At 69.9% G+C, this 25,989-nt stretch carries 24 protein-coding genes; 9 read left to right on the forward strand and 15 right to left on the reverse strand.

All coding sequences use genetic code 11. From position 1 onward, the window contains the following. Together BMY07_RS16465 and BMY07_RS16470 are read left to right on the forward strand one after the other, a co-directional pair. On the forward strand, positions 1 to 187 hold a 187-nt coding region (locus tag BMY07_RS16465; protein WP_425426309.1), incomplete at its 5' end, for a transposase. A 647-nt stretch (positions 188 to 834) separates the two neighbouring features. Then, positions 835 to 1,722, forward strand: coding sequence for a Gfo/Idh/MocA family protein (locus BMY07_RS16470; RefSeq protein ID WP_425426310.1), 888 nt, complete (start codon positions 835 to 837; stop codon positions 1,720 to 1,722). Between the two features lie 186 nt (positions 1,723 to 1,908). Here BMY07_RS16470 and dnaN read toward each other — a convergent pair whose 3' ends face one another. The 4 genes from dnaN to BMY07_RS16490 all read right to left on the reverse strand — a co-directional run bounded on the left by dnaN (position 1,909) and on the right by BMY07_RS16490 (position 5,767). Continuing rightward, on the reverse strand, positions 1,909 to 3,003 hold the full coding sequence (gene dnaN / locus BMY07_RS16475; protein WP_092779184.1) for a DNA polymerase III subunit beta: 1,095 nt from the start codon (positions 3,001 to 3,003) through the stop codon (positions 1,909 to 1,911). A 39-nt stretch (positions 3,004 to 3,042) separates the two neighbouring features. Next, entirely contained in the window at positions 3,043 to 4,281 is a 1,239-nt protein-coding gene (locus BMY07_RS16480) for an MFS transporter (protein WP_092779186.1), read from the reverse strand. A gap of 396 nt (positions 4,282 to 4,677) precedes the next feature. Further along, a complete protein-coding gene (locus BMY07_RS16485; protein ID WP_018683904.1) occupies positions 4,678 to 5,352 on the reverse strand; it encodes a Crp/Fnr family transcriptional regulator in 675 nt (224 codons plus the stop codon). Positions 5,353 to 5,518: 166 nt separating this feature from the next. Then, on the reverse strand, positions 5,519 to 5,767 hold the full coding sequence (locus BMY07_RS16490) for a hypothetical protein (protein WP_092779188.1): 249 nt from the start codon (positions 5,765 to 5,767) through the stop codon (positions 5,519 to 5,521). A 207-nt stretch (positions 5,768 to 5,974) separates the two neighbouring features. On the opposite strand from BMY07_RS16490, the gene nth reads away from it, so the two are divergent. Genes nth through BMY07_RS16510 form a run of 4 tightly spaced genes read left to right on the forward strand, consistent with a single transcriptional unit; the run spans position 5,975 to position 9,151 of the window. Beyond that, positions 5,975 to 6,691, forward strand: coding sequence for an endonuclease III (gene nth / locus BMY07_RS16495; protein ID WP_218150680.1), 717 nt, complete (start codon positions 5,975 to 5,977; stop codon positions 6,689 to 6,691). Then, a complete protein-coding gene (locus BMY07_RS16500; RefSeq protein ID WP_092779192.1) occupies positions 6,688 to 7,284 on the forward strand; it encodes a TlpA family protein disulfide reductase in 597 nt (198 codons plus the stop codon). Before nth ends, BMY07_RS16500 begins: the two co-directional genes overlap by 4 nt. Further along, complete coding sequence (locus BMY07_RS16505) at positions 7,281 to 7,970, forward strand: NUDIX hydrolase (protein WP_092779194.1); 690 nt, start codon at positions 7,281 to 7,283, stop codon at positions 7,968 to 7,970. Before BMY07_RS16500 ends, BMY07_RS16505 begins: the two co-directional genes overlap by 4 nt. Next, positions 7,967 to 9,151 (forward strand): MarP family serine protease, encoded by a 1,185-nt coding sequence (locus BMY07_RS16510; protein ID WP_092779196.1) that lies wholly within the window; start codon positions 7,967 to 7,969, stop codon positions 9,149 to 9,151. Before BMY07_RS16505 ends, BMY07_RS16510 begins: the two co-directional genes overlap by 4 nt. Here the strand turns inward: BMY07_RS16510 and BMY07_RS16515 are convergent. The 4 genes from BMY07_RS16515 to BMY07_RS16530 all read right to left on the reverse strand — a co-directional run bounded on the left by BMY07_RS16515 (position 9,148) and on the right by BMY07_RS16530 (position 12,621). After that, positions 9,148 to 10,077 (reverse strand): alpha/beta fold hydrolase, encoded by a 930-nt coding sequence (locus tag BMY07_RS16515; RefSeq protein WP_177215612.1) that lies wholly within the window; start codon positions 10,075 to 10,077, stop codon positions 9,148 to 9,150. The genes BMY07_RS16510 and BMY07_RS16515 overlap by 4 nt on opposite strands. Before the next feature lie 10 nt (positions 10,078 to 10,087). Further along, positions 10,088 to 10,573: a phage holin family protein gene (locus tag BMY07_RS16520; RefSeq protein ID WP_092779198.1), complete on the reverse strand. Its 486-nt coding sequence runs from the start codon at positions 10,571 to 10,573 to the stop codon at positions 10,088 to 10,090. Further along, entirely contained in the window at positions 10,497 to 11,816 is a 1,320-nt protein-coding gene (gene nhaA / locus BMY07_RS16525) for a Na+/H+ antiporter NhaA (protein ID WP_092779200.1), read from the reverse strand. The genes BMY07_RS16520 and nhaA overlap by 77 nt, the downstream gene beginning before the upstream one ends. A 76-nt stretch (positions 11,817 to 11,892) precedes the next feature. Next, a complete protein-coding gene (locus tag BMY07_RS16530) occupies positions 11,893 to 12,621 on the reverse strand; it encodes a VIT1/CCC1 transporter family protein (RefSeq protein WP_092779202.1) in 729 nt (242 codons plus the stop codon). 90 nt (positions 12,622 to 12,711) lie between these two features. Here BMY07_RS16530 and BMY07_RS16535 point away from each other — a divergent pair, with 90 nt between their 5' ends. Beyond that, on the forward strand, positions 12,712 to 13,428 hold the full coding sequence (locus BMY07_RS16535) for a lysophospholipid acyltransferase family protein (RefSeq protein WP_092779204.1): 717 nt from the start codon (positions 12,712 to 12,714) through the stop codon (positions 13,426 to 13,428). 25 nt (positions 13,429 to 13,453) lie between these two features. Here BMY07_RS16535 and acs read toward each other — a convergent pair whose 3' ends face one another. Continuing rightward, positions 13,454 to 15,430: an acetate--CoA ligase gene (acs, locus tag BMY07_RS16540; protein WP_092779206.1), complete on the reverse strand. Its 1,977-nt coding sequence runs from the start codon at positions 15,428 to 15,430 to the stop codon at positions 13,454 to 13,456. A gap of 527 nt (positions 15,431 to 15,957) precedes the next feature. Then, complete coding sequence (locus BMY07_RS33735; RefSeq protein WP_143073522.1) at positions 15,958 to 16,173, reverse strand: hypothetical protein; 216 nt, start codon at positions 16,171 to 16,173, stop codon at positions 15,958 to 15,960. A 389-nt stretch (positions 16,174 to 16,562) separates the two neighbouring features. Here BMY07_RS33735 and BMY07_RS16545 point away from each other — a divergent pair, with 389 nt between their 5' ends. Then, positions 16,563 to 17,840, forward strand: coding sequence for a GGDEF domain-containing protein (locus BMY07_RS16545; protein WP_177215613.1), 1,278 nt, complete (start codon positions 16,563 to 16,565; stop codon positions 17,838 to 17,840). A 32-nt stretch (positions 17,841 to 17,872) separates the two neighbouring features. Further along, the gene (locus BMY07_RS16550) at positions 17,873 to 18,604 is read left to right on the forward strand and encodes a Fic family protein (protein ID WP_092779210.1); all 732 of its coding nucleotides are present in this window, start codon (positions 17,873 to 17,875) and stop codon (positions 18,602 to 18,604) included. 455 nt (positions 18,605 to 19,059) lie between these two features. Here the strand turns inward: BMY07_RS16550 and BMY07_RS16555 are convergent, their stop codons facing one another. The 5 genes from BMY07_RS16555 to BMY07_RS16575 form a co-directional block, all read right to left on the reverse strand. Further along, positions 19,060 to 19,986 carry an N-acetylmuramic acid 6-phosphate etherase gene (locus tag BMY07_RS16555; protein WP_092779212.1) on the reverse strand — a complete coding sequence of 309 codons (927 nt, stop codon included), beginning with the start codon at positions 19,984 to 19,986 and terminating at the stop codon, positions 19,060 to 19,062. Between the two features lie 43 nt (positions 19,987 to 20,029). Beyond that, positions 20,030 to 20,947 (reverse strand): MurR/RpiR family transcriptional regulator, encoded by a 918-nt coding sequence (locus BMY07_RS16560; RefSeq protein ID WP_092779214.1) that lies wholly within the window; start codon positions 20,945 to 20,947, stop codon positions 20,030 to 20,032. Positions 20,948 to 21,114: 167 nt separating this feature from the next. Further along, positions 21,115 to 22,791, reverse strand: a complete 1,677-nt coding sequence (locus BMY07_RS16565; RefSeq protein ID WP_092779216.1) for a serine hydrolase domain-containing protein — start codon at positions 22,789 to 22,791, stop codon at positions 21,115 to 21,117. A gap of 3 nt (positions 22,792 to 22,794) precedes the next feature. Then, positions 22,795 to 24,024 carry an exo-beta-N-acetylmuramidase NamZ family protein gene (locus BMY07_RS16570; protein ID WP_092779217.1) on the reverse strand — a complete coding sequence of 410 codons (1,230 nt, stop codon included), beginning with the start codon at positions 24,022 to 24,024 and terminating at the stop codon, positions 22,795 to 22,797. A gap of 5 nt (positions 24,025 to 24,029) precedes the next feature. Continuing rightward, positions 24,030 to 25,889 carry a glycoside hydrolase family 3 protein gene (locus BMY07_RS16575; protein ID WP_425426311.1) on the reverse strand — a complete coding sequence of 620 codons (1,860 nt, stop codon included), beginning with the start codon at positions 25,887 to 25,889 and terminating at the stop codon, positions 24,030 to 24,032. Positions 25,890 to 25,989: the final 100 nt, after the last annotated feature.

A 25,989-nucleotide genomic window follows, 5' to 3' on the forward strand; every position in this document is an offset into this window, starting at 1 on the left:
GAACACCAACCGGTTACTCCGCCAGTACTTCCCCAAGGGAACCGACCTCTCGGTCCACTCCCAGGCCCACCTCGACGACGTGGCCCACGAACTCAACGGCCGCCCCCGCCAGACCCTCGACTGGTACAAACCCATCGAAAAGATGAACGAACTGCTGGTCAACCACGGCGGCGCGATCACCGGTTGAGGTCAACGGCCCCTGAACCACCCGTGGCAGGACCGCAAAGCAGGGGCCGAAGAGCATGGCCCTGTCCGCGAACGACGCTACGGGCAGTTCTCCCCCACACAAAACAAGTCCGCCCCATCGAGCCGGGTTGGCACCAGCGACTCCGAGGAGCGGTTGTCGGCCACCGTTGTTCAGGGGTGCGTGGTTGGCCAACGTTGTTCGGGGCGAGTGGTTGGCCAACGGCTGTGAGGGTCGGGGACGGGCCAACGTCTTGGAGGGGCGTGTGGGCCAGTGCACTGGAGGGCATGTGTGGGCTGGCGATCGCCTTGAAGGTGTTGTTCTTGAACTGGCACTCACGATTGTTGGGCTAGGCGTGTCCTTTGTGGCCGTGGTCTTCACCAAGTCCTTGCAGGTGTTGATCCGATGCATTCCTCTATGACATTGGCATAGGCGCCCCGCGCGAACGCTTGGCTCCGCCCGACCCTCGCGGCCGTTGGCTTAAACGTGCGCCTCTGCAACGTTTGGCCCCGGCGCGCCTCTCACAGTCGTTGAGTGGGGGTGGTCTCGCGATCATTTCTGGGTGTGGAGGACGGCAGTGACTGGCGTTGTGGGGGTGGGGAGTGTGACCCGGGCGGTTGGGTGGGGGGCGGATGTCGCAGGATGGGGGCATGGCTGCTGGTGTGCTTCGGGTGGGTCTTGTCGGTGCGGGGCCTTGGGCGGGGGCGGTGCATGCGCCGGGGTTGGTGGGGCATTCGGGGACTGAGTTGACGGCGGTGTGGGCTCGGCGGCCGGAGGCGGCGGTGGGGTTTGGGGCGCCGGTCGTGGGGGACTTCGAGGAGTTGCTGGAGCGGGTGGACGCGGTGGCGTTCGCGGTTCCGCCGTCGGTGCAGGGGGAGATGGCGATCCGGGCCGCTGAGGCGGGGAAGCACGTGATCCTGGAGAAGCCGGTGGCGGGGAGCGTCGCTGAGGCGGAGCGGGTGGTGGCTGCGGTCGAGCGGGCCGGGGTGGCGTCGATCGTGGTGTTCATCCGGCGGTTCGCGCCGGAGGTGGTGGCGTGGCTCGCGGAGATCCACGCCAGGCAGGGCTGGGCGGGCGGCAGCGTGCGCTGGCTCTCCGGCGCGCTGCTCGGGGGCGCCTACTCGCACTCGCCCTGGCGGCACACCGGTGGCGCGCTGGCCGACATCGGCCCGCACGTCATCGACCTCCTCGACGCCGCGCTCGGGCCGATCACCGACGTCCTGGCCGCCCACCGGGGCGAGCCGGACATCTGGCAACTCCTGCTCCAGCACGAGGCGGGCCCGACCAGCACCGCCACCCTGTCGATGGCGCTGCCGACCCGCCCCACGGTCACCGAACTGGCCGTCTTCGGCGTGAACGACCTTGCCAACCTGGAGCTCGCGGGCCGCGCGACCCCCGCCCAGGACTCCTACGCCCTGCTGCTCGACGACTTCGTGCGGATGGTCCACTCCGGCACCACCACCCACCGAGTCGACGCCGCCCGGGGCCTGCACGTCCAGCGCATCCTGGACAAGGCCCTCCGCCTGACCACCAGCTGACCGTCTGACCACCGCTCGCCCGCTTGACCGTCTGACCACCGCTCGCCCGCTTGGCCGCCGCCTGACTGGATCGCCGCCTGGCCGCCGGGACCAGGTCACGCGCCGGGCACCGTCGGTCAGCCGCTCAGGGTGGATGACTCGACGCAGTGCCGCAGATGTCCACTGTGGTCAGGAACCGGTGCGGGCTCAGGGCTTGGGCGGCAGCATCGGCATGAGGATGTAGCGCAGGTCCACCTCCCCGGGTTCCACGGCCGTGACCACGGTTGCCCGCATCCCCGGCTGGATCGCCAGTTCGACCTCCCCGCTGAACGGCCGCAGCGCGTCCAGCAGGTACCGCGACTGATACGACGGACTGGTTCGCCCACCCGACACCGTCGCCTTCACGGACTCCTCCGCCTCGCCGGCGTTGTGGTCCGTCGCGCGCAGTCGTAGTTCGGAGTCGCCCACCTCGATCTTCACCACGCCCCGGGCGTCGCTGTACAGCGCGACCCGGCGGGTGGCGGCGACCAGCGACTCCGCGTCCACGACGACCCGGGTGTCCACATCGGACAGGGCGAGCTTCGTCTCGCTCAGGTAGCTGCCGTCCAGCACGGCGGTGGTGACGGCGGTGCGACCCCACGTCACCCCGAACTGGTTCGCCGCGGCGGTCAGCCGGGCCTGGCCCACACCGGACACCTGCTTGCCCACCTCGGCCAGCAGCGTCGCCGGGACCATCACGTCGATCTCGCCGTCCGGTTCCCACGGGAGGCTGGCGATCGCCATGCGGTACCGGTCGGTGGCGCGTAAGACCAGGTGCTCGCCCTCGGACCGGATGCGCACGCCGGTGAAGACCGGCAGGGCCTCGTCGCGCGCGGCCGTGCTCGCCGCTGTGGCCAGGGCGGTGGCGAAGGCGGAGCCCGAGACCGTGCCGCCGGGTCCGGACACCGTGCTGACGCCGGGGTGCAGCGTGTGGTCCAGCAGCGGCAACGCGAAGCGGGCGCCCGACGCGCGGATGGCGAGGCGGTTGCCCTCCACCACGAGCCGGACCTCGGGGTCGGTCAGCGCCCGCAGCGTCTCGGCCAGCGGCTTGCCGGGCACCAGCACCTGCCCGTCGGTGTGCGTGACCGCGCCGCACGACACCGTCGCGGTGCGTTCCCGATCGCTGGCCGCTAACCCCACCCCGGCGGCCGTCGCGGTCAGCAGGACGCCGCTGAGGACGGGGTCGACGAACTTGCCCGGCACGAGCCGGACGAGGTCGGCTGCGGCTGAGGCGAGTGCCGCGGTGGGCGCGGTGAGATCCATGCGGCCAAGGTAGCGGCGGGGTCCGACAGCCGGGAGAAGTTATCCACAGGCCATGGCGGGGGCTTGCGCCGGAGCAGGCACCCGTTCGCCGACGGTGGCCCGGCGGGCGTAGACGATGCCTGCGAACACCAGCCCGACACCCGTCGCGACCAGGTACGACGACCAGATCCCCACGTGCTCGACGAGCTGGCCGCTGACCAGTTGCCCGAGCGCCAGCCCGAGGGTGACCGCGGTGATGATCCAGCCGAACGCCTCGGTCGCCGCGGTCGGGGGCGCGACCAGGTCGATCGCCGCCGAGTGCGTGGTCGCCTGCGGGGTCACCATGGTGCCGACCAGCAGCAGCGCCACCGCCAGCCACACCAGCGTGGTCGGGATCGCCAGCACCGCCACCAGCACCGCGAACACCGCGAGCAGCGCCGAGAGCCGCAGGTTCATCGCCCGCGGCCACGGCCGGACCCCGTAGACGACGCCGAAGAGCACCGAGCTGATCGACAGCAGCCCCAGCAGCAGCCCACCGGCGGGGGTGTTGCCCGCCGCCGTCGCCGCCGCGGGCACCGCGACCTCGATGAACCCGAGCATCATGCCGAAGCCCATGGCCGCGATGGCCAGGGTCCGCATCCCCGGGAACGCCAGCGGACCGAGCAGGCCCGTGTGCTCGACCGGGTCCGGCCGGTGGCGCCGGATGGTCGGGGTCAGCGCGAACCACACGCTGCCCACGACCATGCACACCGCGGCGGTCGCCAGGCCGGTGCCCGCCCAGGGCAGGGCGATGAGCAGGCCGGAGATGGCGGGGCCGAGGATGAAGAAGACCTCCATGCTGATCGCCTCGTAGGCCAGCGCGGCGTCGCGCACCGGCCCGACCGGGGTGACCCTGGTCCACATCGTCCGCGACGCGGAGGCGACGACCGGCTCGGTCATGCCCACGGCGACGCCGAGCACGATGAGCAGCGCGGTGGGCGCCCCGGACTCGGTCGCGATCAGGGTCAGCCCGACGAAGACGCCGAAGAGGGCAGTCGTGACCAGCAGCGGGATCGCGGCCCCGATCCGGTCCATGATCCGCCCCTGGCCGACCGACCCGATGGCGAGACCGACCAGCGTGCCCGCGGAGACCAGGCTGGCGGTGGCGTAAGAGCCGGTGGACTCGCGGATGTAGAGCAGCATCGAGAAGCCCACCATCGCCACCGGCAGCCTGCCCAGCAGCGAGGCGAGCGCGGGCCCCCGAGCGCCCGGGGTGGTGAGGGCAGCGCGGTAGTCGGCGAGACCGGCAGACTGGGACATGCGTACCAGTATGCATTTTCCGGTACGGCCGTACCAGTATTTACCCGGTGGTTTCCGCCACTCCGCTGTGGGGTATATCTCGGTTCAGTAACGGAAGCGGGGATTCTCCGTGAACCCGGGCAACGTTCAGGGCCTGCGGTGAGTCCTTGAGGGTGAAACCGCTCAAGGATGGGTGGGGCGCCGTGTGCGGGCTGCCCCATGGGGAACCCACCACGAGTTCCCTCCGGTAGCAGGTCGGGGCCTGGTCGGAGGGGCGGGGAGCGTGAGCCGTCGGGGGATGGTTCACGCAACAGCGGGAGGTCGGTGCGCCGCGTCGGGGGCGGCGCCCGGCCTTCCGTCCACGAACGCACAAGAGGACCCGGTCTACCCAGACCGGGTCCTCTTGCCGTGTCAGCTCTAACGCGCGCGCCTGGCCAACCGCTCGGGGTCCAGGATCAGCACGCTCTTGCCCTCAAGCCGCAGCCAACCGCGGTGGGCGAAGTCGGCGAGCGCCTTGTTGACGGTCTCCCGGGAGGCGCCGACGTACTGGGCGATCTCCTCCTGGGTGAGGTCGTGGGTGACCCGCAGCAGCCCGGCCTCCTGGCTGCCGAAGCGCTGGGCCAGCTGCAGCAGCGCCTTGGCGACCCGGCCCGGCACGTCGGTGAAGATCAGGTCGGCCAGCATGCCGTTGGTCCTGCGCAGCCGCCGGGCGATCACCCGCAGCAGCTGCTCGGCGATCTCCGGGCGGGTCGCGATCCACTGCCGCAGCGCGGGCCGGTCCATGGTGACCGCGCGGACCTCGGTGACCGTGGTCGCCGTGGACGTGCGCGGACCGGGGTCGAAGATCGACAGCTCGCCGAACATGTCGGACGGGCCGAAGATGCCGAGCAGGTTCTCCCTGCCGTCCGGGGACTTGCGGCCGAGCTTCACCTTGCCGGACTGGATGATGTAGAGCCGGTCCCCCGGCTCACCCTCTGCGAAGATCACGTGCCCGCGCGGGAACTCCACGGCTTCCAGCGTCTGGGCGAGCGCTTCGGCCGCGGCCGGCTCGACCCCTTGGAAGATGCCCGCACGGGCCAGGGTCTCGTCCACCTCGGTCCTCCAATTTCCACCCGACGCAGGCGCATTCCCGCCAGCGTCGATCACGACATACAGTGTAGGGCGTTGCTCGGGGATCTCCCGTCGGCTCGCCGCCTAGCGGTGGTCGGAACCACCCGTGACGTGCCTGCTCACGCACCCAGCCGCATGACCTTAGCGCCTACGCCCCGCCCCGGCGACCGCGCTTGGCCGCACGGCCACCCAGCCTGCGCAGCCGGAACAGCTCCAGCGCCCGACCGATGCCGTGCCCGTAGAGCGCCCGCACCTCGTCCGGCCGCGCCGACTCGAGGAACTCCTCGACATCGGTCTCCTGCACGGCCACGTGCCGCAGCCGGGCTTCGACGCGCTCCATGAACAGCGCGAAGAACATGATCACCAAAGGTACCGCGAACACGAACCAGACAGCCATGTGTCGTCGATCCTCGCTCCGTAACCGCTGGCCCCGGGTCCGCCTCCGGCCCCGGCGCCGTTGTCACCCTGGTTGACGTCCGGGGCACATCCCGGGTTGTCCGACGGCCCGTAGGCTAGCGAGGTGCCGCCGACCACCCGACGCCCGCCCCGGCCAGCAGCCGAGGAGACCGGGCGCGACCTAGGCCTGACCCGCAGGGTGCGCCGCATGACCCGAGCGCTCGCAGAGGGCTACCCGGACGCGCATTGCGAACTGGACTTCACCAATCCGTTAGAGCTGTCCGTGGCGACGATCCTGTCGGCGCAGTGCACGGACGTCAGGGTCAACCTGACCACTCCTGCCCTGTTCGCCCGGTACCGCACGGCTGCCGACTACGCCTCCGCCGACCGCACCGAGCTGGAGGAGTTCATCCGGCCGACGGGGTTCTACCGCAACAAGACGACGTCCCTGATCGGTCTTGGTGCCGCGCTCGTCGAGAAGCACGGCGGGGAGGTGCCCGGGAAGCTCGACGAGCTGGTGAAGCTGCCAGGCATCGGCCGCAAGACCGCGAACGTGATCCTGGGGAACGCGTTCGGCGTACCCGGGATCACCGTGGACACGCACTTCGGCAGGCTTGTCCGCCGCTGGGGTTGGACAGAGGAAGAGGACCCGGTCAAGGTCGAGCACGCGATCGGCGCTCTAGTCCCGCGCAAGGACTGGACGATGCTGTCGCACTGGGTGATCTTCCACGGCCGCCGGGTCTGCCACGCGCGTAAGCCCGCCTGTGGCGCCTGTCTCCTCTATCGCGACTGCCCGTCCTTCGGTGCCGGTCCTACCGAGCCGGAGCAGGCCGCGAAGCTGGTCAAGGGAGCCGAAGGACCGCATCTGATCGCGCTTGCCGAACGGACCCGTGAGGGTTACCGGCCGGGGAAGCCGACCGAGTGAGCACAGCCGCGAGGTGGGCGCTGGTCGCGGTGATCCTGGTGGTCGCCGGGGCAGTGGCGGTATGGCCTCGCGGAGCTGAACCCACCGCGCCCCCACCCCCAGGACCGGACCTCACAGCGGCTAGGGCGGCTGCGGCGCTCACCGCGTGCCCGACCGGCGCGGGTGTGCAAAGCCTCGTTGACGCTCACGCGGAATGTCTGGCCGATGGCGCGCAGGTAGTCGCGGGCAACGTGTTCGGTGGCCGACCCGTCCTGGTCAACGTGTGGGCTACCTGGTGCATGCCGTGCCGCGACGAACTCCCGCTGCTCGCGGAGTACGCGACCGGTCCCGGCGCGGTTGAGGTCGTCGGGATCGCGGTACAGAGTCAGGACAAGGACGCGCTAGACCTGTTGAGCGCGCTCGGGGTGCGTTTCCCGAACCTGCTCGACCGCGACGGGCAGGTCCAACGCGGCCTGAGGGTGCCGGACGCGTTGCCCGCCTCTTACCTGGTGGCGGCGGACGGCACCGCCACGTTGATCACGCAGCCGCGGCTGTTCCGGTCGGTCGACGACGTGCGCTCCGTCGTCGACCGCCACGTCGGAGGGGGCCGATGAGCACGCATGGACCGCTGGTGGACCCGGGTGGGCTGCCGGACTGGCTCGGCCCGGTGGTCGCCGCGACCGCCGACCTCGACCTCGGGCTGTGGAAGCGGTTCGCCGCGCCCGGCCCCGGTGCCCGCCCCGCCGCGGTGCTGATGCTGCTCGGTGAGACCGCCGAACACGGCCCCGACCTGCTGTTCCAGCTGCGCGCCGACACCGGGGGCAACCACTCCGGCCAGGTCGCCTTCCCGGGCGGCGGCGCCGAAACGGTCGATGGGGGACCGGTCGACACCGCCGTGCGCGAGGCCGTCGAGGAGACCGGGCTCGACCCCGCCGGGGTCCGGCCGGTGGCGTTGCTGCCGACGCTGCACGTGCCGGTGTCCGGGTTCGACGTGACGCCGGTCCTGGCGCACTGGGCCGAACCGAGCCCCGTGCGCGCCGTGGACCCCGCGGAGACCCAGGCGGTCGCGCGGATCCCGATCTCGCACCTGGCCGACCCGGCCAACCGGTTCCGCGTCGCGCACTCCGGCGGCTACGTCGGTCCCGCGTTCGCCGCGCCGGGCATGCTGATCTGGGGCTTCACCGCGGGTCTGCTGACGATGCTGCTGGCCGTGGGCGGCTGGGAGCGGCCGTGGGACACCGGCGACGTGCGCGACCTCGACGCCGCGTGGCGCGCGGTCGGAGCGGGGGTCCAGTCGTGAACTGGGTGGATGTCCTGGTGGTCGCGCTCGCGGTGCTGGCAGCGGTGTCCGGTGCGCGCCAAGGTGTGGTGACCGCGCTGCCCGCCTTCATCGGGGTGCTGATCGGCGCGGTCGCCGGGATCAAGCTGGCGCCACTGGTGGTCGAGCAGATCGACTCGACGCCGACCAGGGTCGCCTTCGCGGTCGCGGTGTTCGTGCTGCTGGTGGCGCTCGGCGAGACGTTCGGGGTGTGGATCGGGCGCACCATCCGGCAGAAGATCTCCTCGCCCAAGCTGGCCGGGGTGGACAGCGCGCTCGGGGCGGTCGTGCAGGGCGCCGTGGTGTTCGTGGTCGCCTGGCTGATCGCGTTGCCGCTGACCACGGTCGGCGGGCTGCCCGGGCTGGCCTCGGCGATCAACAACTCCGCGGTGCTCGGCGGGGTCAACGACGTCATGCCGCAGGCGGCCAAGGGCCTGCCGAACGAGCTGCGGCAACTGCTCGACGTCTCCGGCTTCCCGGCCGCGGTGGACCCGTTCAACCGGACCCCGAACAAGGAGGTCGACCCGCCGGACCCGGCGCTGCAGGCCAGCGAGGTGGTGCAGCGGGTGCGGCCCAGCGTGCTGAAGGTCAACGCCAAGGCGCCGTCGTGCGAGCGGGCGTTGGAGGGCAGCGGCTTCGTGGTCGCACCGCAGCGGGTCATGACCAACGCGCACGTCGTCGCGGGCACCAACGAGGTCAGCGTGGAGTCGGGCGACCGCACACTCAAGGCCACCGTCGTGCACTACGACCCCGACACCGACTTGGCCATCTTGAGCGTGCCCGCACTGAGGGCACAGGCCTTACCGTTCGCCCAAGGCGACGCCTCTAGCGGCCAAGACGGCATCGTGCTCGGTTACCCCCTCGACGGGCCTTACACCGCCGCGCCTGCTCGTGTCCGCGACCGAATCCCCCTGCGGGGACCGGACATCTACGACGCGAACACGGTCAACCGGGACGTGTTCACGTTGCGCGCGAAGGTGCTCAGCGGGAACTCGGGCGGTCCGTTGGTCAATCCCGCCGGTGAGGTGATCGGCGTGGTGTTCGGCGCGGCCATCGACGACTCGGAGACCGGTTACGCGTTGACCGCGGCCGAGGTGCGCGCGGAGGTCGGCCAAGCGGCGGCACTGCGGGAACCGGTTGGCACCGGGCGCTGTTCGAGCTAACCCTTCACGAAGGCCGTTAGCAGCGCGTTGGTCGCTGCTGGCGCCTCTTCGTGTGGGAAGTGCCCGACCTTGGGCAGCTCGTGGTGCTCGGCAGTGCCACCGATCCACTGTCCTGACGCGATGCGCGTGCGAGGTAGTACACACGGGTCGTCAGCGCCGTAGAGCTGGAAGACCGGAACCTCGATCTCGCGACCCAGGGCCTCGGTGAACCGTCGACCCTCGCTGCGGAGTTGGGATCGTGCGGCCCACCGGTAGTACTCATGCGAGCTGTGCGCGGTACCGGGAACCAGCATCGCGGTCCGATAGCGCTCAGCGGCTTCCGGTAGCCCCGACCAGTACTGGCCGGACCAAGATCGGATCCGACGTTCGACGAGCGCGGCGCCGTCCTGGGTGATGCGCCGCTCGGGCAGCATCGGGATCTGGGCGGCGAACAGGTGTCGCATCGCTCGGGCTTGATTCCGCGGCGCCTTGCGCAGGGCCGTGCGGCGGATTTGTCCTCTTAGGGCAAGAGGGTGCGGGGCCGAGATGGTCGCCAAGGAGTGCACAACGCGCGGGTGCAGCGCGGCGACGGTCCAGGCGAGCTGCCCGCCCCAGTCATGGCCGACCAGGTGGGCCTTCGGCTCACCGAGGGACTTCACCAGCCCCGCCACGTCGCCCGCCAGCGTCCACGCGTCGTAGCCGCGGGGTGGCTTGTCGGAGTCGCCATAGCCGCGCAGGTCGACGGCGACCGCCCGGAACCCGGCATCGCCCAGCGCGGTCAACTGGTCGCGCCAGGACCACCAGAACCCGGCGAAGCCGTGCAGCAGCAGGACGAGCGGGCCCTCGCCGGTCTCGGCGACGTGCAGCCGGATGCCGTTGGCGTGCACGTCGCGGTGCGCCCACGGTCCATCGATGCGGACGACCGAGGGATCCGGGTGGGCGGGCACGGGTGGTCGCTCAGGACTGGCGGTCGCCGCGGTGGGTCAACGCGGCCGCGGTGTCCTTGACCGAGGAGATCGTGCGCTCCGGCGCCCGCAGCGACTTGAGCTTGCGGATGCCGAGCAGCGTGAAGACCGCCGCGACGACCAGCATGAAGCCGAACACGATGGCGAAGGCGCCCGAGCGCACCACGCCGAGGTCGGCGATCAGCTCGGCCAGCGCGAAGAAGAAGAAGAACGAGCTGTAGAGCACCACGGTCAGCGCGATGATGAAGAAGACGCTGCCCTTGATCCCCTTCTTCACCTCCTTGGTGACCTCGGACTTGGCCAGCTCGACCTCGGCCCGCACCAGGGTCGACAGGTGCGTGGTCGCGTCCTTGACCAGGTGCCCGATGGACTGCTCGCCCGCTGCCGCGATGGCGCGGTCGTCAGCGAGGGGGATCGAGGGGACTTGCGGCAGCCCCGAACCGTCTGCTTTTCCGTGCGCGCTGGTCACCTGCGTCATCGTGCCATGCTCGGTCATCGGAGGCCGGGCGGGCGGTACCCTCCGCGTTTCGCCGCCGCGCCCGTCCCCGACCGACCAGGAGCGCGGCGGCCAGCAGCGCGGCCACCGCGGAGGCGACCAGCACCGCGGCCTTGGCCAGGTCGGCGTCGGCGGGGTCGAGGGCGAGTTCGGCGATCAGCAGGCTGACGGTGAAGCCGACGCCGCCGAGCATGGCGACCGCCACCAGGTCTCGTTTGCCCAGGTCAGCGGGCAGGGTGGCCAGCTTGAGGCGGACCGCGAGCAGCGCGGCGCCGGTGATGCCGACCAGCTTGCCGACCACGAGCCCGGCGAACACGGCCAAGACGACCTTGTCGCTGGTGAACTGCCGCAGGACATCCCCGCCGACCGAGACCCCGGCGGCGAAGAAGGCGAAGACCGGCACCGCGAGCCCCGCTGACCACGGCTGGAGCCGGTGCTCCAAGCGCAGTGCGGGTGCCTCTCTCTCGTAGGAGTCCTTCTTGACCCGCGTGAGCAACGCCAACGCCACACCGGCGATCGTCGCGTGGACCCCGGAGGAGTGGACCGCGACCCACACCGCGACCGCGAGCGGCACATAGATCCATGCGGAGGTCACCCGGCGGTGCTGAAGGTAGGCATAGAGCCCCAGCAACGCGGCCGCCACCGCCGCGGCGATGAGGTTGAGCCCGCTGGTGAACAAGACGGCGATCAGAAGGATCGCGCCGAGGTCATCCACTACGGCCAGGCTGAGCAGGAACACGCGCGCGCTGCTGGGCATGCCTGACCCCGTTAGCGCCAACACGCCCAGCGCGAACGCGATGTCCGTCGCCACCGGTACCGCCCACACGTCGCCCGCGCGCGGATCACCCCACGCGACCGTTAGCGCCACCAGGGCTGGGACGACCATCCCGCCGACGGCAGCGACAACGGGCAAGATCGCCGCCTTGAAGTCAGACAGCTCGCCCAGCACTAACTCGCGCTTGAGCTCCAGGCCCGCGACGAAGAAGAAGAGCGCCAGGAGTCCGTCCTTGGCCCACTCGCCCGCAGTCAGGTTCAGGTGCAGGAAGTGCGGACCGAACTCGACATCGCGCACCGCCGTGTACACACCGGACAGCGGCGAGTTCGCCAACACCAGGGCCGCGGCGGCGGCCACGAGCAGGACGACCCCGCCGACAGTCTCGGTCCGCAGGTAGCGGGCGAACTCGGTCAGCGCGGCGGGCGGCGATGGACGGCGGCGGTGCGACAAGGGCTGCTCCTAGGCATGGCTGGACCACTTGCCGACCAGACTTCCCGGCGCACCTGGTTCCCACCCTAGTGCCGCGCTAGCCCACAGTCACGCCGAACAGCACTCCTACGAAGTAGGTGACCACCATCGCCAGCACGCCCACTACGACGTTCCGCAAGACAGCGCGCCTAGCGACCGCCCCGCCCAGCCTGGCGCTGACGTAACCAGTCAGCACGAGACCGGCTACGACGGCCGCGATGCAGGTGAGCACTCGCGCGTCCACGGGCGGTACGGCAATCGCGATCAGCGGGATGAGAGCGCCAACGGCGAACGAGAGGAACGACGCCCACGCGGCCTGCCACGGGCTGGTGAGGTTGTCCGGGTCGATCTGCAGCTCCGCCTCGGCGTGCGCGTGGAGGGCGTCCTTCACGGTCAGCTCGTGCGCCACCTGCGTCGCCAGCTCCGGGGACAGCCCCTTGGCCTCGTAGATCTCGGCGAGTTCGCGTTCCTCGGCCTCGGGCATCTCCCGCAGCTCGCGTTCCTCTTTGCGCAACGCCGCCAGCTCGGTGTCGCGCTGGGTGCTGACCGACACGTACTCGCCGCCCGCCATCGACAGCGCGCCTGCCACCAGCCCGGCCACCCCGGCGGCCAGGATCGTGGTCCGGTCCGCGGTCGCCCCCGCCACGCCGACCACGAGACCGGCGGTCGAGATGATGCCGTCGTTGGCGCCCAGCACCCCGGCCCGCAACCAGTTCAGCCGCCCGGCCAGTCCGTTGTGGTGCGGCTCACCCTCGTGCGGGACGCGGCCGTCGCTCTCGGTGCTCACCCGGGCATTCTTCGCGCAACATGGGTGGTTCCACCAAGACCTGTCGGTGTGATGACCGAAGATTGTGGTGTGTCTGACTCGAACAAACCCATGCCGACCTGGCGTGCCCTCGCGTTGATGTTCCGCGTCCCGCGCCGGGGCAGGGGGTTCTGGTTCAGTTTCGCCATCGACCTCATCTGGCCGTTGCTCGCCGTGGTCACCCGGTTGCGATTCCGCGGCGGGGAAAAGCTCCCCAAGTCCGGTGGCGTACTCCTGGCGTCGAACCACCTGTCGTTCGCCGACCCGGTGACCGTGACCGCGTTCTCCCTGGCTTCCGGACGCATCCCGCGCTACCTGGCCAAGGCGAGCCTGTGGCGCATCCCGCTGGTCAAGCGGGTCCTCACGGGAGGCGGCCACATCCCCGTGGAACGCAACACCGCGCAGGCCCGTCACGCCTACCTCGGCGCGGTAGAGGCGGTGAACAAGGGGGAGTGCGTGATGTTCTTCCCCGAGGCAGGGTTCTCCGACGACGAGAACCACTGGCCGTCGCGCAAGGTGAAGAACGGTGTGGCCCGAGTGGCGCTAGAGACAGGAGCGCCGGTCGTCCCAGTGGTGAACTGGGGGACACACGCGCTCTTGCCCGCTACGGCCAAGTTCCCGAAGCTGTTCCCCCGCAAGACGGTCGACATCGTCGCGGGTGACCCGGTAGACCTATCCGACCTCAACGGGACCGACCGCGAGACCATCAACGAGGCGACCAAGCGGATCATGCACGCCATCACCGAACTGCTGGCCACCCTGCGCGCCGAGACGCCCCCCACCCGGTAGGGCAGGGGGCGTCCGGGTGGGCGTCTCAGTCCTCGCTGGGGGCGGACTTCAACCCGGAGCTGATGAGGTCCATCACCGCCGAGTCGGCCAGCGTGGTGGTGTCGCCGATGGCCCGGTTCTCCGCCACGTCGCGCAGCAGCCTGCGCATGATCTTGCCGCTGCGGGTCTTCGGCAGCTCGTTGACGATCAAGACCTGCCGCGGCTTGGCGATCGGGCCGATCTCCGTGGCCACGTGGTCGCGCAGCGTCTTCACCGTGCTGTCGTCCGGCTTCGCCGAGCCGCGCAGGATGACGAACGCGACGATGCCCTGGCCGGTGGTCGGGTCGCTGGCGCCGACGACCGCGGCCTCGGCCACCGTCGGGTGCGACACCAGCGCCGACTCGACCTCGGTGGTGGAGATCCGGTGGCCGGAGACGTTCATCACGTCGTCGACCCGGCCGAGCAGCCAGATGTCGCCGTCCGCGTCGTACTTGGCGCCGTCACCGGCGAAGTAGAAGCCCAGGTCGGTGAACCGCGACCAGTAGGTGTCGCGGTAGCGCTCGTCATCGCCCCAGATCCCGCGCAGCATCGACGGCCACGGCTGGTCGAGCACCAGGTAGCCGCCGCCACCCTTGGCGACCTCGACGCCCTGGTCGTCGACCACCTTCGCCGAGATGCCCGGCAGCGGCTGCTGCGCCGAGCCCGGCTTGGTGTGCGTCACCCCGGGCAGCGGGCTGATCATGATGGCGCCGGTCTCGGTCTGCCACCAGGTGTCCACGATCGGGGTGCGGTTGGCGCCGATGTTCTCCCGGTACCAGATCCACGCCTCCGGGTTGATCGGCTCGCCCACGCTGCCGAGCACCCGCAGGCTCGACAGGTCGTAGCCAGCCGGGATGTCCGCGCCCCACTTCATGAAGGTGCGGATCAAGGTCGGTGCCGTGTAGTAGATCGACACCTGGTGCTCTTGGATGATCTCCCAGTGTCGACCTTCGTGCGGGGTGTTCGGCGTACCCTCGTAGACGACCTGGGTCACGCCGTTGGACAGCGGACCGTAGACGATGTAGGAGTGCCCGGTGATCCAGCCGATGTCGGCGGTGCACCAGTACACGTCGGTCTCCGGCTTGAGGTCGAAGACGGCGTGATGGGTGTAAGAGGCCTGGGTGAGGTAACCGCCCGAGGTGTGCAGGATTCCCTTGGGGTTCCCCGTGGTGCCGCTCGTGTAGAGGATGAACAGCGGGTGCTCGGCGTCGAACGCCTGCGCCGCGTGCGTCTCCGACTGGCGATCAACCAGGTCGTGCCACCACAGGTCGCGGCCCTCGGTCCAGCCGACCTCGCCACCGGTGCGGCGGACCACCAGCACGTGCTCGATGGACGGCGTGTGCGCGGTCGCCTCGTCGGTGTTGTCCTTCATCGGGGCGGGCGCGCCGCGCCGGTACTGCCCGTCGGAGGTGATCAGCAGCTTCGCCTGGGCGTCGTCGATGCGCGAGCGCAGCGCCGTCGAGGAGAACCCGCCGAACACCACGCTGTGCACCAGGCCGAGCCGGGCGCAGGCCAGCATCGAGTAGATGGCCTCGGGGATCATCGGCATCTGGATGGCGACCCGGTCGCCCGGCTCGAGGCCGAGCTCGGCGAGCGCGTTCGCCGTCTTGCTGACCTCGCGCAGCAGGTCGGCGTAGGTGATCGTCCTGCTGTCACCCGGCTCGCCAACCCAGTGGATGGCGACCCGGTCACCCAGGCCCGCCTCGACGTGACGGTCGACACAGTTGGCCGCCACGTTCAGTTTGCCGCCGACGAACCACTTGGCGAACGGCGCGTCGTCCCAGTCGAGCACCCGCTCCCAGCGGGTGTCCCAGCTCAGCCGCTCGGCCTGCTCGGCCCAGAACGCCTCGCGGTCGTCGGCGCCCTGCTCGTAGGCCGCCGCCCCGACGTTGGCCGCCGCGCTGAACTCGTCGGTCGGGGCGAACACCCGGCTCTCCGTCGACAGGTTGTCCAGCGTCGGTGTCTGACCGGACTGCTCGGTCATGGACCTGACCTCCTCGGTGAATCTCCGGTTCCTCCGGCGGGCGCGGCCGGTTGTCGAGAGGAATCTAGTGCTCCCGGCGCCCGCCCGACAGTCCGACACCGCATAGGTATAGACCAGTGGGGCACGGTTCGGAGTTCGGCCGATCGGTGGGTATCTGCTCCGTTCGGCTGTCCTCTTCCGATTCGGCGGAAAGTAGCCTGGTGGGGACGTACCGTGGTCGGCGGTGATCCGGGTAGGGAATGCCGAGAGGTCGACGTGGTGGGGGGATGATGGGTGGGCGTTCACCACTGGCTGCCCCGGAGTTCCGGGCGAAGCGGGTCGCCGACGCGATCCCGACCCCCGTGTTCGCCGCGCTGATCGCGCGCGCAGGACTCCGGCTCCCGATCACGGGGTCGACCACCCGGCGTGAGACCGGGCACGGGGAACTGCGGTTCGGGCCGCGGCCCCGGCCCGCCGCCAGGACCGCCGCCTTCGCCGGGGACGGTGTGGTGCTACCCGACCAGCGCGGGCACGCGGTGGTCGGGCTGTCACGGTTCGCGGCACCCGGAGCAGGTGGCACTTACCTCGCCGGGGCGGCCTGCGTCGAACTTCTCCCGGATCCGATCACCGGGCTTGCCACCGGGGCGGTCCGAACGGGCCTGCGTGCAGGGCAGGGCCAGTCGGTGCTCGTCGGTGGCCGGTCCGCCGTGATCTCCCGGTCCCGCTACGCCGACCAGCACGCTTGCCGGTGTGGTGGCGACCATAGGCTGCGCGGTGGTGGGCTTCGCCTGGCGTCAGGGATGAGCCTCAGTACCGAGAGGGGCGGTGGCATGGCTGGGGATCAGTACTCGCGGTTGCGCATCGCGGCTTCCTCCTCGAGGGGTCGGACTGCTGGGTCGACTCGAACTGCCGTGGCAGCAGTTCGGCTCAGTACTCGCGGTTCCGCACGGTGTTACCTCCCTCTCGGGTCCGGGGGGACCGAACGTACCCCGCCCGCCGCGGGTCACGTTCAGTGTCCCGTCTGTCGCAAAGGGGGACAATGCCCAGTCTGACAAGTCCCCAGGACACCCGCTTGTCCGGCATACCCCTACCGAGGCGGATAAGGGCCCTCGACCTCCTGTCCCACACGACCACCTCCGGATTCGCGTGGATCGTGGCGACCGAGGTGGCGATCTTCGCATGGGCGGTGGTCGGCGCGGTGTCGGCCGGATGGCCGGATTCCCTGTCACTGCGGCTGTTCGCGCTGCTGACGGCCTTCGCGATACTGCACATGGAGGCAACCCGACCGGCGGAAGAACGACGCAGGGCCGCGCATTTGTCGGGTGAGCACATCGACCACACGGGGGTATGGACCTGCGCGGGTGCGCTGGTGCTGCCGATCCCGCTGGTTGTGGCGCTCGTCCTGGTCATCCGCGTCCGGCGGTACTTCATCGCGCGGAAACCGCCAGGACGTTATGTGTTCACGACTTTCGCGATCACCTCGTCCGCGCTGGCGGCCCAGGCGCTCGCCACGGCGACCCCCCTGCACAACTGGGTGCGCGGCGCAAGGGTGGAGCCGAATGAGGTCCTAGCCGCTACAGCGGCGGTGGCGGCCGCGTTCGGTGTGTACTACCTCGCGCAGACAGTGGTTATCGGAATCGCCCGCGGTCTGCGCGGCGACTGGTCGTGGGTGTCGATCCTGGGCCACCGCAAGGAGAACGCGGACCTGGCGATCACGCTCTGCCTCGGCCTCATCGCGGCCTGGGGTGCCGGTGTCGCTTATGGCCTGCTGCTGGCAGCGCTATCGGTCGTGGTCGTCGGCTACACCCGGCACACCCAGCGCATCGAGCAGTTGGAGCTGGAGCGCGACCGGCTGGAGGTCGACGCGCTGCACGACCCGCTGACCGGCCTGGCCAACCAGCGCGGGTTCAACCCGGCCGCCGCCCTCGCCCTCGTCGCCGACCAGGCCCGCCGCCGCCCCACCGCGGTCATGATGTTCGACCTGGACCGGTTCAAGCAGGTCAACGCCCGGCTCGGGCACCTCGGCGCCAACGAGGTCCTCAAGGCACTCGCGGGCGTCCTGCGCACCAGCGTCCGCCGCGACGACCTGGTCTGCCGCTGGGGCGGCGAGGAGTTCACGGTCCTCCTGCCCAGCACCTCCCGCGCCGACGCCTGGGCCATCGCCGAACGCATCCGGAGCGCAGTGGAGTCCATGACGGTCGAACTGACCAAGGCCGCCGGTGGCCGTACCGAGCAGGTCGGCAACTTCACCATCTCCGGCGGGATAGCGCTATCGCCCGAGCACGGCACAGACCTGGCGACGCTCCAGGAGTACGCGGACCAAGCCTTAGCCGAGGCCAAGGACAGTGGCCGAAACCAGATCAGACTGACCCCCGCGGTACCGCTACCCGGCCCGCGTTCGAACCGGGAACGCACCCTGGACCCGAGCTAGCACCCCGGTGACCCGCCGGTAATGTTCGACCGGTGACCGACCCGCTGGCCCCGCTCCTGGACCTCCCCGGCGTCCCCGACGCCGTCGCCCTAGCCAGGGACGCCGTGGCCGAGGTCCACCGCCACCCCACCAACCGCCGCGGCTGGCCCGCCACCGCCGCCGAGGCCTCCGTCCGAGCCGCCCGCGCCTCCGCCGTCCTCGACGGCGGCCCCGCCGACATCCCGGCGGACGGCGAGGTCACCGACCCCACCCTGGCAGGCGCCCTCCGCGTAGCCGAGGCCTTGGGGCCGCTGCTCCCCACCTGGGAACGCGCCCCCATGCAAGCCCTAGCCCGCCTGCACGTTCTCGCCGCTGCCGACCTAACTGGACCCGATAGCCTCGGCCGCCCTCGCGCGGGGCTAGGTGTCGCTAGTCGCTTGGACCTGCTTGCGGGTCTTATTGCGGGCGGCACAAAGGTTCCTGGACCGGTTCTAGCCGCCATCGTCCACGGTGAACTGTTGGCTCTGACTCCATTTGGTACTGCGGACGGGGTTGTTGCCCGCGCCGCCGCTCGCTTGACTCTTATCAGCACCGGTCTGGACCCCAAGGGCCTAGCTGTTCCCGAAGTAGCGTTCCTGCGCAACCCCAACCGCTACCGAGACCTAGCCGCCGCCTTCGCTTCTGGTGCTCCTGACGCCATTGGTGAGTGGATCATCTACAGCTGCGAGTCTCTAGAGGCGGGTGCTCGGGAGGCCGCATCGATCGCGGACGCGGCGACGGCTTGAGATCGTTGGTTGTCCACAGGGCGGTGGCTCGCTTGGTGCGTTGTGTGGGTGGCTCTCGGTAAGCTGTATATCGGGGGCTGCTGTGGGCGGTTTGATCTTGAGCTGGGGTAGGTGGCTCTCGGTCTCGCCTGCGGCGTCGACGATCAACGGCTCGCCTTCGGCATTGCGCTGGGGCGCGAGTTTCGAGCTGTGCTCGATGGGGCGAACTTGTTTTGCGCGGGGCCCCTGCGGCGTCCTGGGAAGAGCACAAAGGCGGGGCCTGAAGAGACGGCCCTCCCCCACGCTGGCGAGTTCACGGACGCCGCCACCCCACACAAGACAAGTCCACCCCATCGAGCAGAGTTGGCACCAGCGACTCCGAGGAGCGTTGTTCGGCCAACGTTGCAGAGGGCTGGGTTGTGGGCCAACGTCTGAGAGGACTCTTCTTTCCTGTGGGTCTCTCCTTGGCGGAGTCCTCAGAAAGCGTGTGCTCCCAGCAAGCCCAGTGCTCGTCTCACGTGTCCACTTGACTCGGCCAACGCCCGAGCCGCATCCATAACGTCCACACCGGACAGCAGGTGCACCATCGCCACCTTCAAATCCCCGTGCGCCGCCAGCAACGCCGCCGAGCACTCCTGCTGCCCAGACCCCGTTGCCTCACGCAGGATCCGCAGACTCCGCCCACGCAGCTTGGCGTTGGTCGCGCGCATGCTGACCATCAGGTTCGAGTAAGTGCGCCCCATCTTCACCATCACCGCAGTCGAGAACGTGGTGAGTAAGATCTTCTGCGCGGTCCCGGCCTTCATCCGGGTCGATCCAGAGATCGCCTCAGGCCCGGTGTCCACCGCGATCACCAGGTCGACGCCAGGGGCGCGGGCGGCGTCCGGGTTGTTCGAGACGAGCGCGGTGCTCGCGCCGATGCGGTGGGCCTCGGCGAGCGCGCCCAGCACGTACGGGGTCCGCCCAGAAGCGGTGAGGCCGAGTACGAAGTCCCCGGGGCGCGCGTCACGGCGCATCTCGGCGGCGCCTTCGGATTCGTCATCCTCCGCGCCCTCCACCGCTTCCCGTAGTGCGGAAGGGCCGCCCGCGTGGTGCACCAGGAACCATTCAGCGGGGACGTTGTAGGTCGGCGTTAGCTCTGCCGCGTCCAGGGTCGCGAGGCGGCCGGAGGTGCCAGCGCCGACGTAGTGCACGCGGTGGCCGGATTGCAGTGCCTCGGTTGCCATGTCCACGGCCCGGCTCAGGTGCGGTAGGGCGGCGGCGACGGCGGTCGGGACGAGTTGGTCTTCCGAGTTGATGGTGCGCAGGATGTCGAGCGTCGACATCCGGTCGATCTCCGTGGTGCGCGGGTTGCGCCGCTCGGTCGGGGAGTCCACATGGACCGACTGACGTGGCACGGTCATCCGAGTTCCCCCTCCCCGGCGCGGTTGGCCCGCGCACCAGGTCTCATTTCCCGTTCTCCCGCGGCTTGCGCCGCCCGTCGTGCCTCGTCTCCAGCCGGTGCGTGCCGACGGCGTCCCTGGTCGAGTCCAGTGCCTTGATCGACTGGTCCAGGTGCCGCTGCGCGACCCCGATGAACAGGCAGTCGACGACGGTGAGCTGCGCGATGCGGCTCGCGGTCGCCCCCGAGCGGAACGTGGTCTCCCGCGCGGCCGTGGTGAGCACGAGGTCGGCCACCTCGGCGATCGGGGACGTCGGGTAGTTCGTCAGGGCGACCGTGGTCGCCCCGTGCTCGCGGGCGGTGCGCAGCGCCTCGACGGTGTCGACGGTGGCGCCGGTGTGCGAGATCGCCACCGCGACGTCGCCGGGGCTCAGCACCGCGGCCGAGGTCAGCATGATGTGCGTGTCGTTCCAGGCGAAGCTCACCCGGCCGATCCGGTGCAGCTTCTGCTGCAGGTCGGCGGCGACGAACGCGCTGGCACCGACGCCGTAGACGTCGACCCGGCCCGCTGTCGCCACGGCGTCGACCACCTTGGCGAGCACTTCGATGTCGAGCTGTTCGGCTGTCTCCTCGACGGCGCGCGCGTCGGAGAAGGTGACCTTGCCGACGACGGTCTTCAGGTCGTCCTCTGGCGCGATCTCACCCCCGAGGTCGCGGTCGACGCGCGCGGCTGAGCGAGCCGTGTCGGCGGCAAGCGCGATCCGCAGCTCGGGGTAGCCCCCGACGCCGATCGCCTTGCAGAACCGGGTCACGGTGGTCTCGCTGGTGCCCGCGGCCTCGGCGACCTCGGTGATGCTGCGCCTGGCGACGGTGGACGGGCTGTCGAGCACAACCTTGGCCACCCGCTGCTCCGCACGGGCTAGGCCGGGCAGGAGCGAGCGAATGCGGACCAACGGGCTTGACTCGCTGTGTTCTGCTGTCATTTGACTCGCACTCACGTGGGAAACTTACTAACAGTTATGGGGTAGTACAAGACGGTGCATGACATCTGGTGGCAACGCTACCCAAATGTGTCCGTACCGGTCGTCGCCCCTGGTGGGGGCTTGCCCACCGCATCGCTGGGCGAACGCGGATTGTTAGCATCCGAAGGTCAACGAGTTTTGGGCTCCCACCCGAGCGGGCGTATCAAGTGGGGTTGTTTCTCACCGTTGAGTAGGATTCGCCTACTGTCGGTGACGATGATTCGATCAAGTGTCACCCCTCGGCCGCTATGGCGACTGTCCGTGACATAACGCCAACGAACCGTCACGGGCGCCCCGACCGGCCCAATCGCGTGGACTGTCCACCAACTACGGTACCCAGAACCGGACAAACCGGTGACTTCCCCCTCGGGGGCGCCCGGCCCGGACACCCGCAGCGGTAGCGCTCGCCACGTCCCGCCGTCCTCGGACTCGACCACGAGGCTGTCGCCCGCGTCCGTGTCGACGAATGCGGCGAAACTCACCGAGACCGGACCGGTCGACCGCAGCGGTCCGGTGAGCAGCGTCGCGCCGCCGGTGGCGGTGTACCAGGCCGTTGGACCCTGGCGCGGGCGCACGGCCAGTGCCCTGGCCAGCCCGGTGGCCAGCGCCTCCCGCGCCGAGTTGATCGAGCCGTTGGTGCGCACCGGGTGGACCCGGTTGGTCAGCAGGACCGCGATGGACCGCGACGCCGGGTCGAGCACGAGCGAGGTCCCGGTGTAGCCCGTGTGCCCGGCCGTCCTGGGGCCCGCCAGGCCGCCCATGTACCAGCGCTGGTCCAGCTCGAAGCCGAGGCCGTGCGCGTTACCGGGATAGGCGGCGTTGTGGTTGGTCAACATCTCCCGGACCGTGGCCTCGCGCAGGATGCGCTTCCCCCGGTACATGCCGCCGTTGAGGATCGTCTGCCCCAACACGGCCAGGTCTTTGGCGGTCGAGAACACCCCGGCGTGACCGGCTACCCCGCCCAGCGACCACGCGTTCTCGTCGTGGACCTCGCCTCTGACCATCCCGCGTGTCGGTGCCGTTTGGTACTCCGTGGCCGCGATCCTGTCCCGCTTGCTGGCTGGCGGGTTGAAGCCGGTGTCAGTTAGGCCCAACGGTGTAGTGATCCTCTTGGTGACCACGGAGTCCAGCGGCTCTCCACGCAGGCGCTCGACCAGGACACCCAGAGCGATGAGGTTGAGGTCCGAGTAGGTGTAGACGCTGCCCGGTGGCGCTGACAGCGCGTGGTCCATGACGGCCTTGATCCGCGCTGCCTTGTCCGGGTAGTCCCGCCAGAGAGGGATGAAGGGCTCTAGGCCGGAGGTGTGGGTCAGCAGATGCTTGACGGTGATGGCTGCCTTGCCGTTGACGCCGAACTCCGGCAGGTAGGTCGACACGGGCTTCTCGATGCCGACTATCCCGTCCTCGACCAGGCCCAAGACGGCGATGGAGGTGAACAGCTTGGTCACCGACGCCACGTCGAAGATGGTGTCCACGCGCATCGGAACCTGCTGGTCGGCAGGTAGCTCGGTCGTCGCGTCCGCGTATCGCACAGCCTTACCGGTCGCGGTCTGGTCGACGATGACCCCGTCGTGCGCCAGCAGGGTCACTGCACCGGGGAAGAGAGGGCTGCCCGCGATAATGGCCTTGGCCGCCTCTATCGGCGCCGGATCGAGACCGACAGACTCAGGGCTACCTTTGCGCAGCACGGTCGTGGCAGCTGCGAAGCCGTCAACCGGCACGTCGAACCTGCCCGTTGGTCCTACGCCCGCCGTGACCGCCAAGACCGCAACCGCCGCTCCGAGTTGTACGAGCACCGCCCCCACCCTTCACGGATACAGCAGGTAGGGCCTCCGCAGTTCCCGGAAGCCCGATAGAGCCGTCTCCCACGACCCGGTGATCTCCGCGGCGCTCGCCCCTGCCGACACCATCTGCCGCAGCCGGTCGGACCCCGAGAGCTTGTCGACGTAGTTGTCCGGCCGCCAGGCGAACACGTCCGGGTGCACCCGCCGAGCCGCCACGACCATGGCCACGGCGGTCCCGATGGCGTCGAACCGGCGCGGGTCGGTGACGTGGAGCTGCACCCCGCCGCAGACCTGCCCGGTGAACTTGCCGGACGTCGGCTGGAAGTAGGCCTCGCGGACCCGGGCGCCTGGCGGAGCGCCGATGGCCTCGGCCCAGCGCCAATCGATGCCGGGAGCGCCGACCAGCTCGAACGGCCGCGTCGTGCCCCTGCCCTCGGACAGCACCGTGCCCTCGACCAGGCCGGTGCCCGGGTACACCAGCGCGGTCGTCTCGGTCGGCATGTTCGGGCTCGGCATCACCCAGGTCAGCCCGGTCTCGCCGAACAGGCGGTCCCGTCGCCAGCCCCGCACGTGCTCCACGGTCAGCTCCCGCAAGCGCTTGCCAGCGTCGGTGACCAGGTACTCCCCGTCGAACATCGTCGCCAGCTCACCCGCGGTCATGCCGTGCTGCTGGGCGATCGGCTTTCGACCGACCGCCGAGGCGAAGGCGGGATCGAGCACCGGACCGGCTGCGGCACCGCCGATGGGGTTGGGCCGGTCGAGCACCATGAAGGCAGCGTCGACCAGTGCCGCGGCGTGCATCGCGGAGTACATCGTCCAGATGTAGGTGTAGAACCGCGCACCGACGTCGGCGATGTCGAACAAGACGAGGTCTACGCCCGCCTTGGCGAACTGCCCTGCCAACTGCTGGGGAGTCTTGCCGTAAGAGTCGTAGACAGGGATACCTGTGCGCGGGTCGAGGTAGTCGCCGTCGGAGCCGCCTGCCTGGGCCGTGCCGCGGAAGCCGTGCTCCGGGCCGAACACCGCTACCGGACGCACGCCGGCAGCCACCATGGCGTCGACGATGTGGGTGCCGTCCCGGGTCGTCCCAGTCGGGTTCGACACGACGCCGACCCGGTGACCGCGGAGGCGGTCCCACCGCTGCTCGGCGAGGACGTCCGCGCCCGGTGTGACCGCGATGGCCTGTGGCGGGGGTCGGATGGCGGCTAGAGGGACCGACAGGGTCGACGCGGCGAGGAACTGCCGTCTGTCCATCTCCGCTACCAGGTCAAGCCGTGGTCGTAGGGGTAGAGCGGCAATGTCGGGTCATTCCCCAGGTTGACGTCTACCGGCAGCTTCCCGCGCGGAGAGACCTCGCCGAACAGCACCCGGGTAAGAGACTCAAGCGAGACAGCACGCCAGGAGTAGGTCACCAGCCAGTTGGGCGCGTTGGCGAACCCAGGGTCGTAGGGCGCCTGCGTGGCGACGGCGACTACAGGCACACCGGAGCCCACTAGGCCCTCCACCAAAGAACGCTGCTCGACGTTGCCTGCGAGGTTGTTGGTGAGAACCACTACGAGGTTGGCACTCTTCGCAGCGGTCACCGCTTGAGCGACCGTCGCAACTGACGGTCGGGTACCGGTGGGCAACGCGTTCGCCGTCGACCCCCGCGCCCCGATCGCGGCAGCCAGGGTGTTGGGGGAGTTGTCCGAGTTCGTCGGATCGCCCACGCCGGTCACCAGGACCCGCCCGGGCGTCGTGCGCAGCGGCAGCGTGCCGTCGTTCGCGAGCACCGTGACGGTCCGGTCGGTCAACCGCTGTATCGCGGCCTTGTGCTGGGGTGCGCCTACGAGCCGACCGACCGTGCGTTCGTCTACCAGCGGTTGCGTCAAGATCCCGCGCTTCCACTTCAGCGCAAGGATTCGCCGCACGCTCTCGTCGATACGGCGCTCGGTAAGCCTGCCTGAGCTGACCGCGCTGATCACGGACTCTTGCGCCAACGCGAGGTCGGGCGGCATGAGCAACTGGTCAACACCGGCCTCTAACGCCAAGACCGGGACCTCGGCGTCACCGAACATCTCGCGGACCCCTTGCATCGCGAGCGAATCCGTGACCACCACGCCCGTGAAGCCCAACTCCTGCCGCAGCAACCCTGTGATGATCGGGCGCGACACCGTGGCGGGTACCCCGGTCGGGTCGAGGCTCGGGAACTGGATGTGCGCCGTCATGATCGAGTCGACCCCGGCCTCGACCGCGGCCCGGAACGGCGGCAGGTCCACCGCCCGCCACCGCTCGGCGGTCCTGGTGATCGCGGGCAGCCCGGTGTGGCTGTCGGTCGCGGCGTCGCCGTGGCCGGGGAAGTGCTTGGCCGAGGCCGAGACGGTGTCGGACGGCTTGCCGCTCGCCTGGTACCCGCGCACCTCGGCGGTGACCATGTCCGAGACCAGGTCCGGGTGCGCGGAGAACGCGCGGGCACCGATCACCGGGTTGCGCGGGTTGGAGTTCACGTCCGCGACCGGGGCGAAGTTCTGGTTGACGCCCATCGCGCGCAGTTCGTTGCCGTTGACGCTGGCCAGCGTCCGCGCGTCGGCAGCACTACGTCCCGCCCCTAGCGCCATCGCGCTGGGGTACTCGGTAGCGGGAGCGGGCACCCTGGTGACGTTGCCGCCCTCTTGGTCGATGGAGATAACCAGCGGCAGGTTTGGAGCGGAGTTGAGCGCGGCGCGCTGCAGACCGTTGGAGAAGGCGGCGAGCTGGGCCGGGCTGTCGACGTTGTCCGTACCGGCGTTGTTGAAGTAGATGACGCCACCGACCTGGTAGCGCCGCACCACCTCGGCCGGGGTGTCCACGCCGTAGCGCTCCCGGTTGGTGGGATGGGCCTCCGCGGCCGACTTCCCCCACACGGTCGCCACGAACAGTTGGCCCACCTTCTGCTCCAGCGGCATCCGGCGCAGCCGGGCATCGATCCAGGTGTGCATGACCGCATCCTGGCTCAGCGGCGGACCCGGCCTGGTCACCGCGCCGTCGTCCGGACCGGCGGTGGCGGGGGTGATGACCAGGGGGACCACCACGGCGGTGGCGACGCAGGCGCACGCGGCGACCACGGCGGTGAACGACCAGCGGACGGCGCGGGTGGGCACTGCGGACTCCCATGCTGTGAGTTCTTCACCACAAGTGGAGCTATCACGGTGAAGTTACCCAGTGCCGGGAGCGGTGGTCAACGCGGGGAAACGATTTGGG

The organism is Actinokineospora terrae, from assembly GCF_900111175.1.
Classification (GTDB): Bacteria; Actinomycetota; Actinomycetes; order Mycobacteriales; family Pseudonocardiaceae; genus Actinokineospora; species Actinokineospora terrae.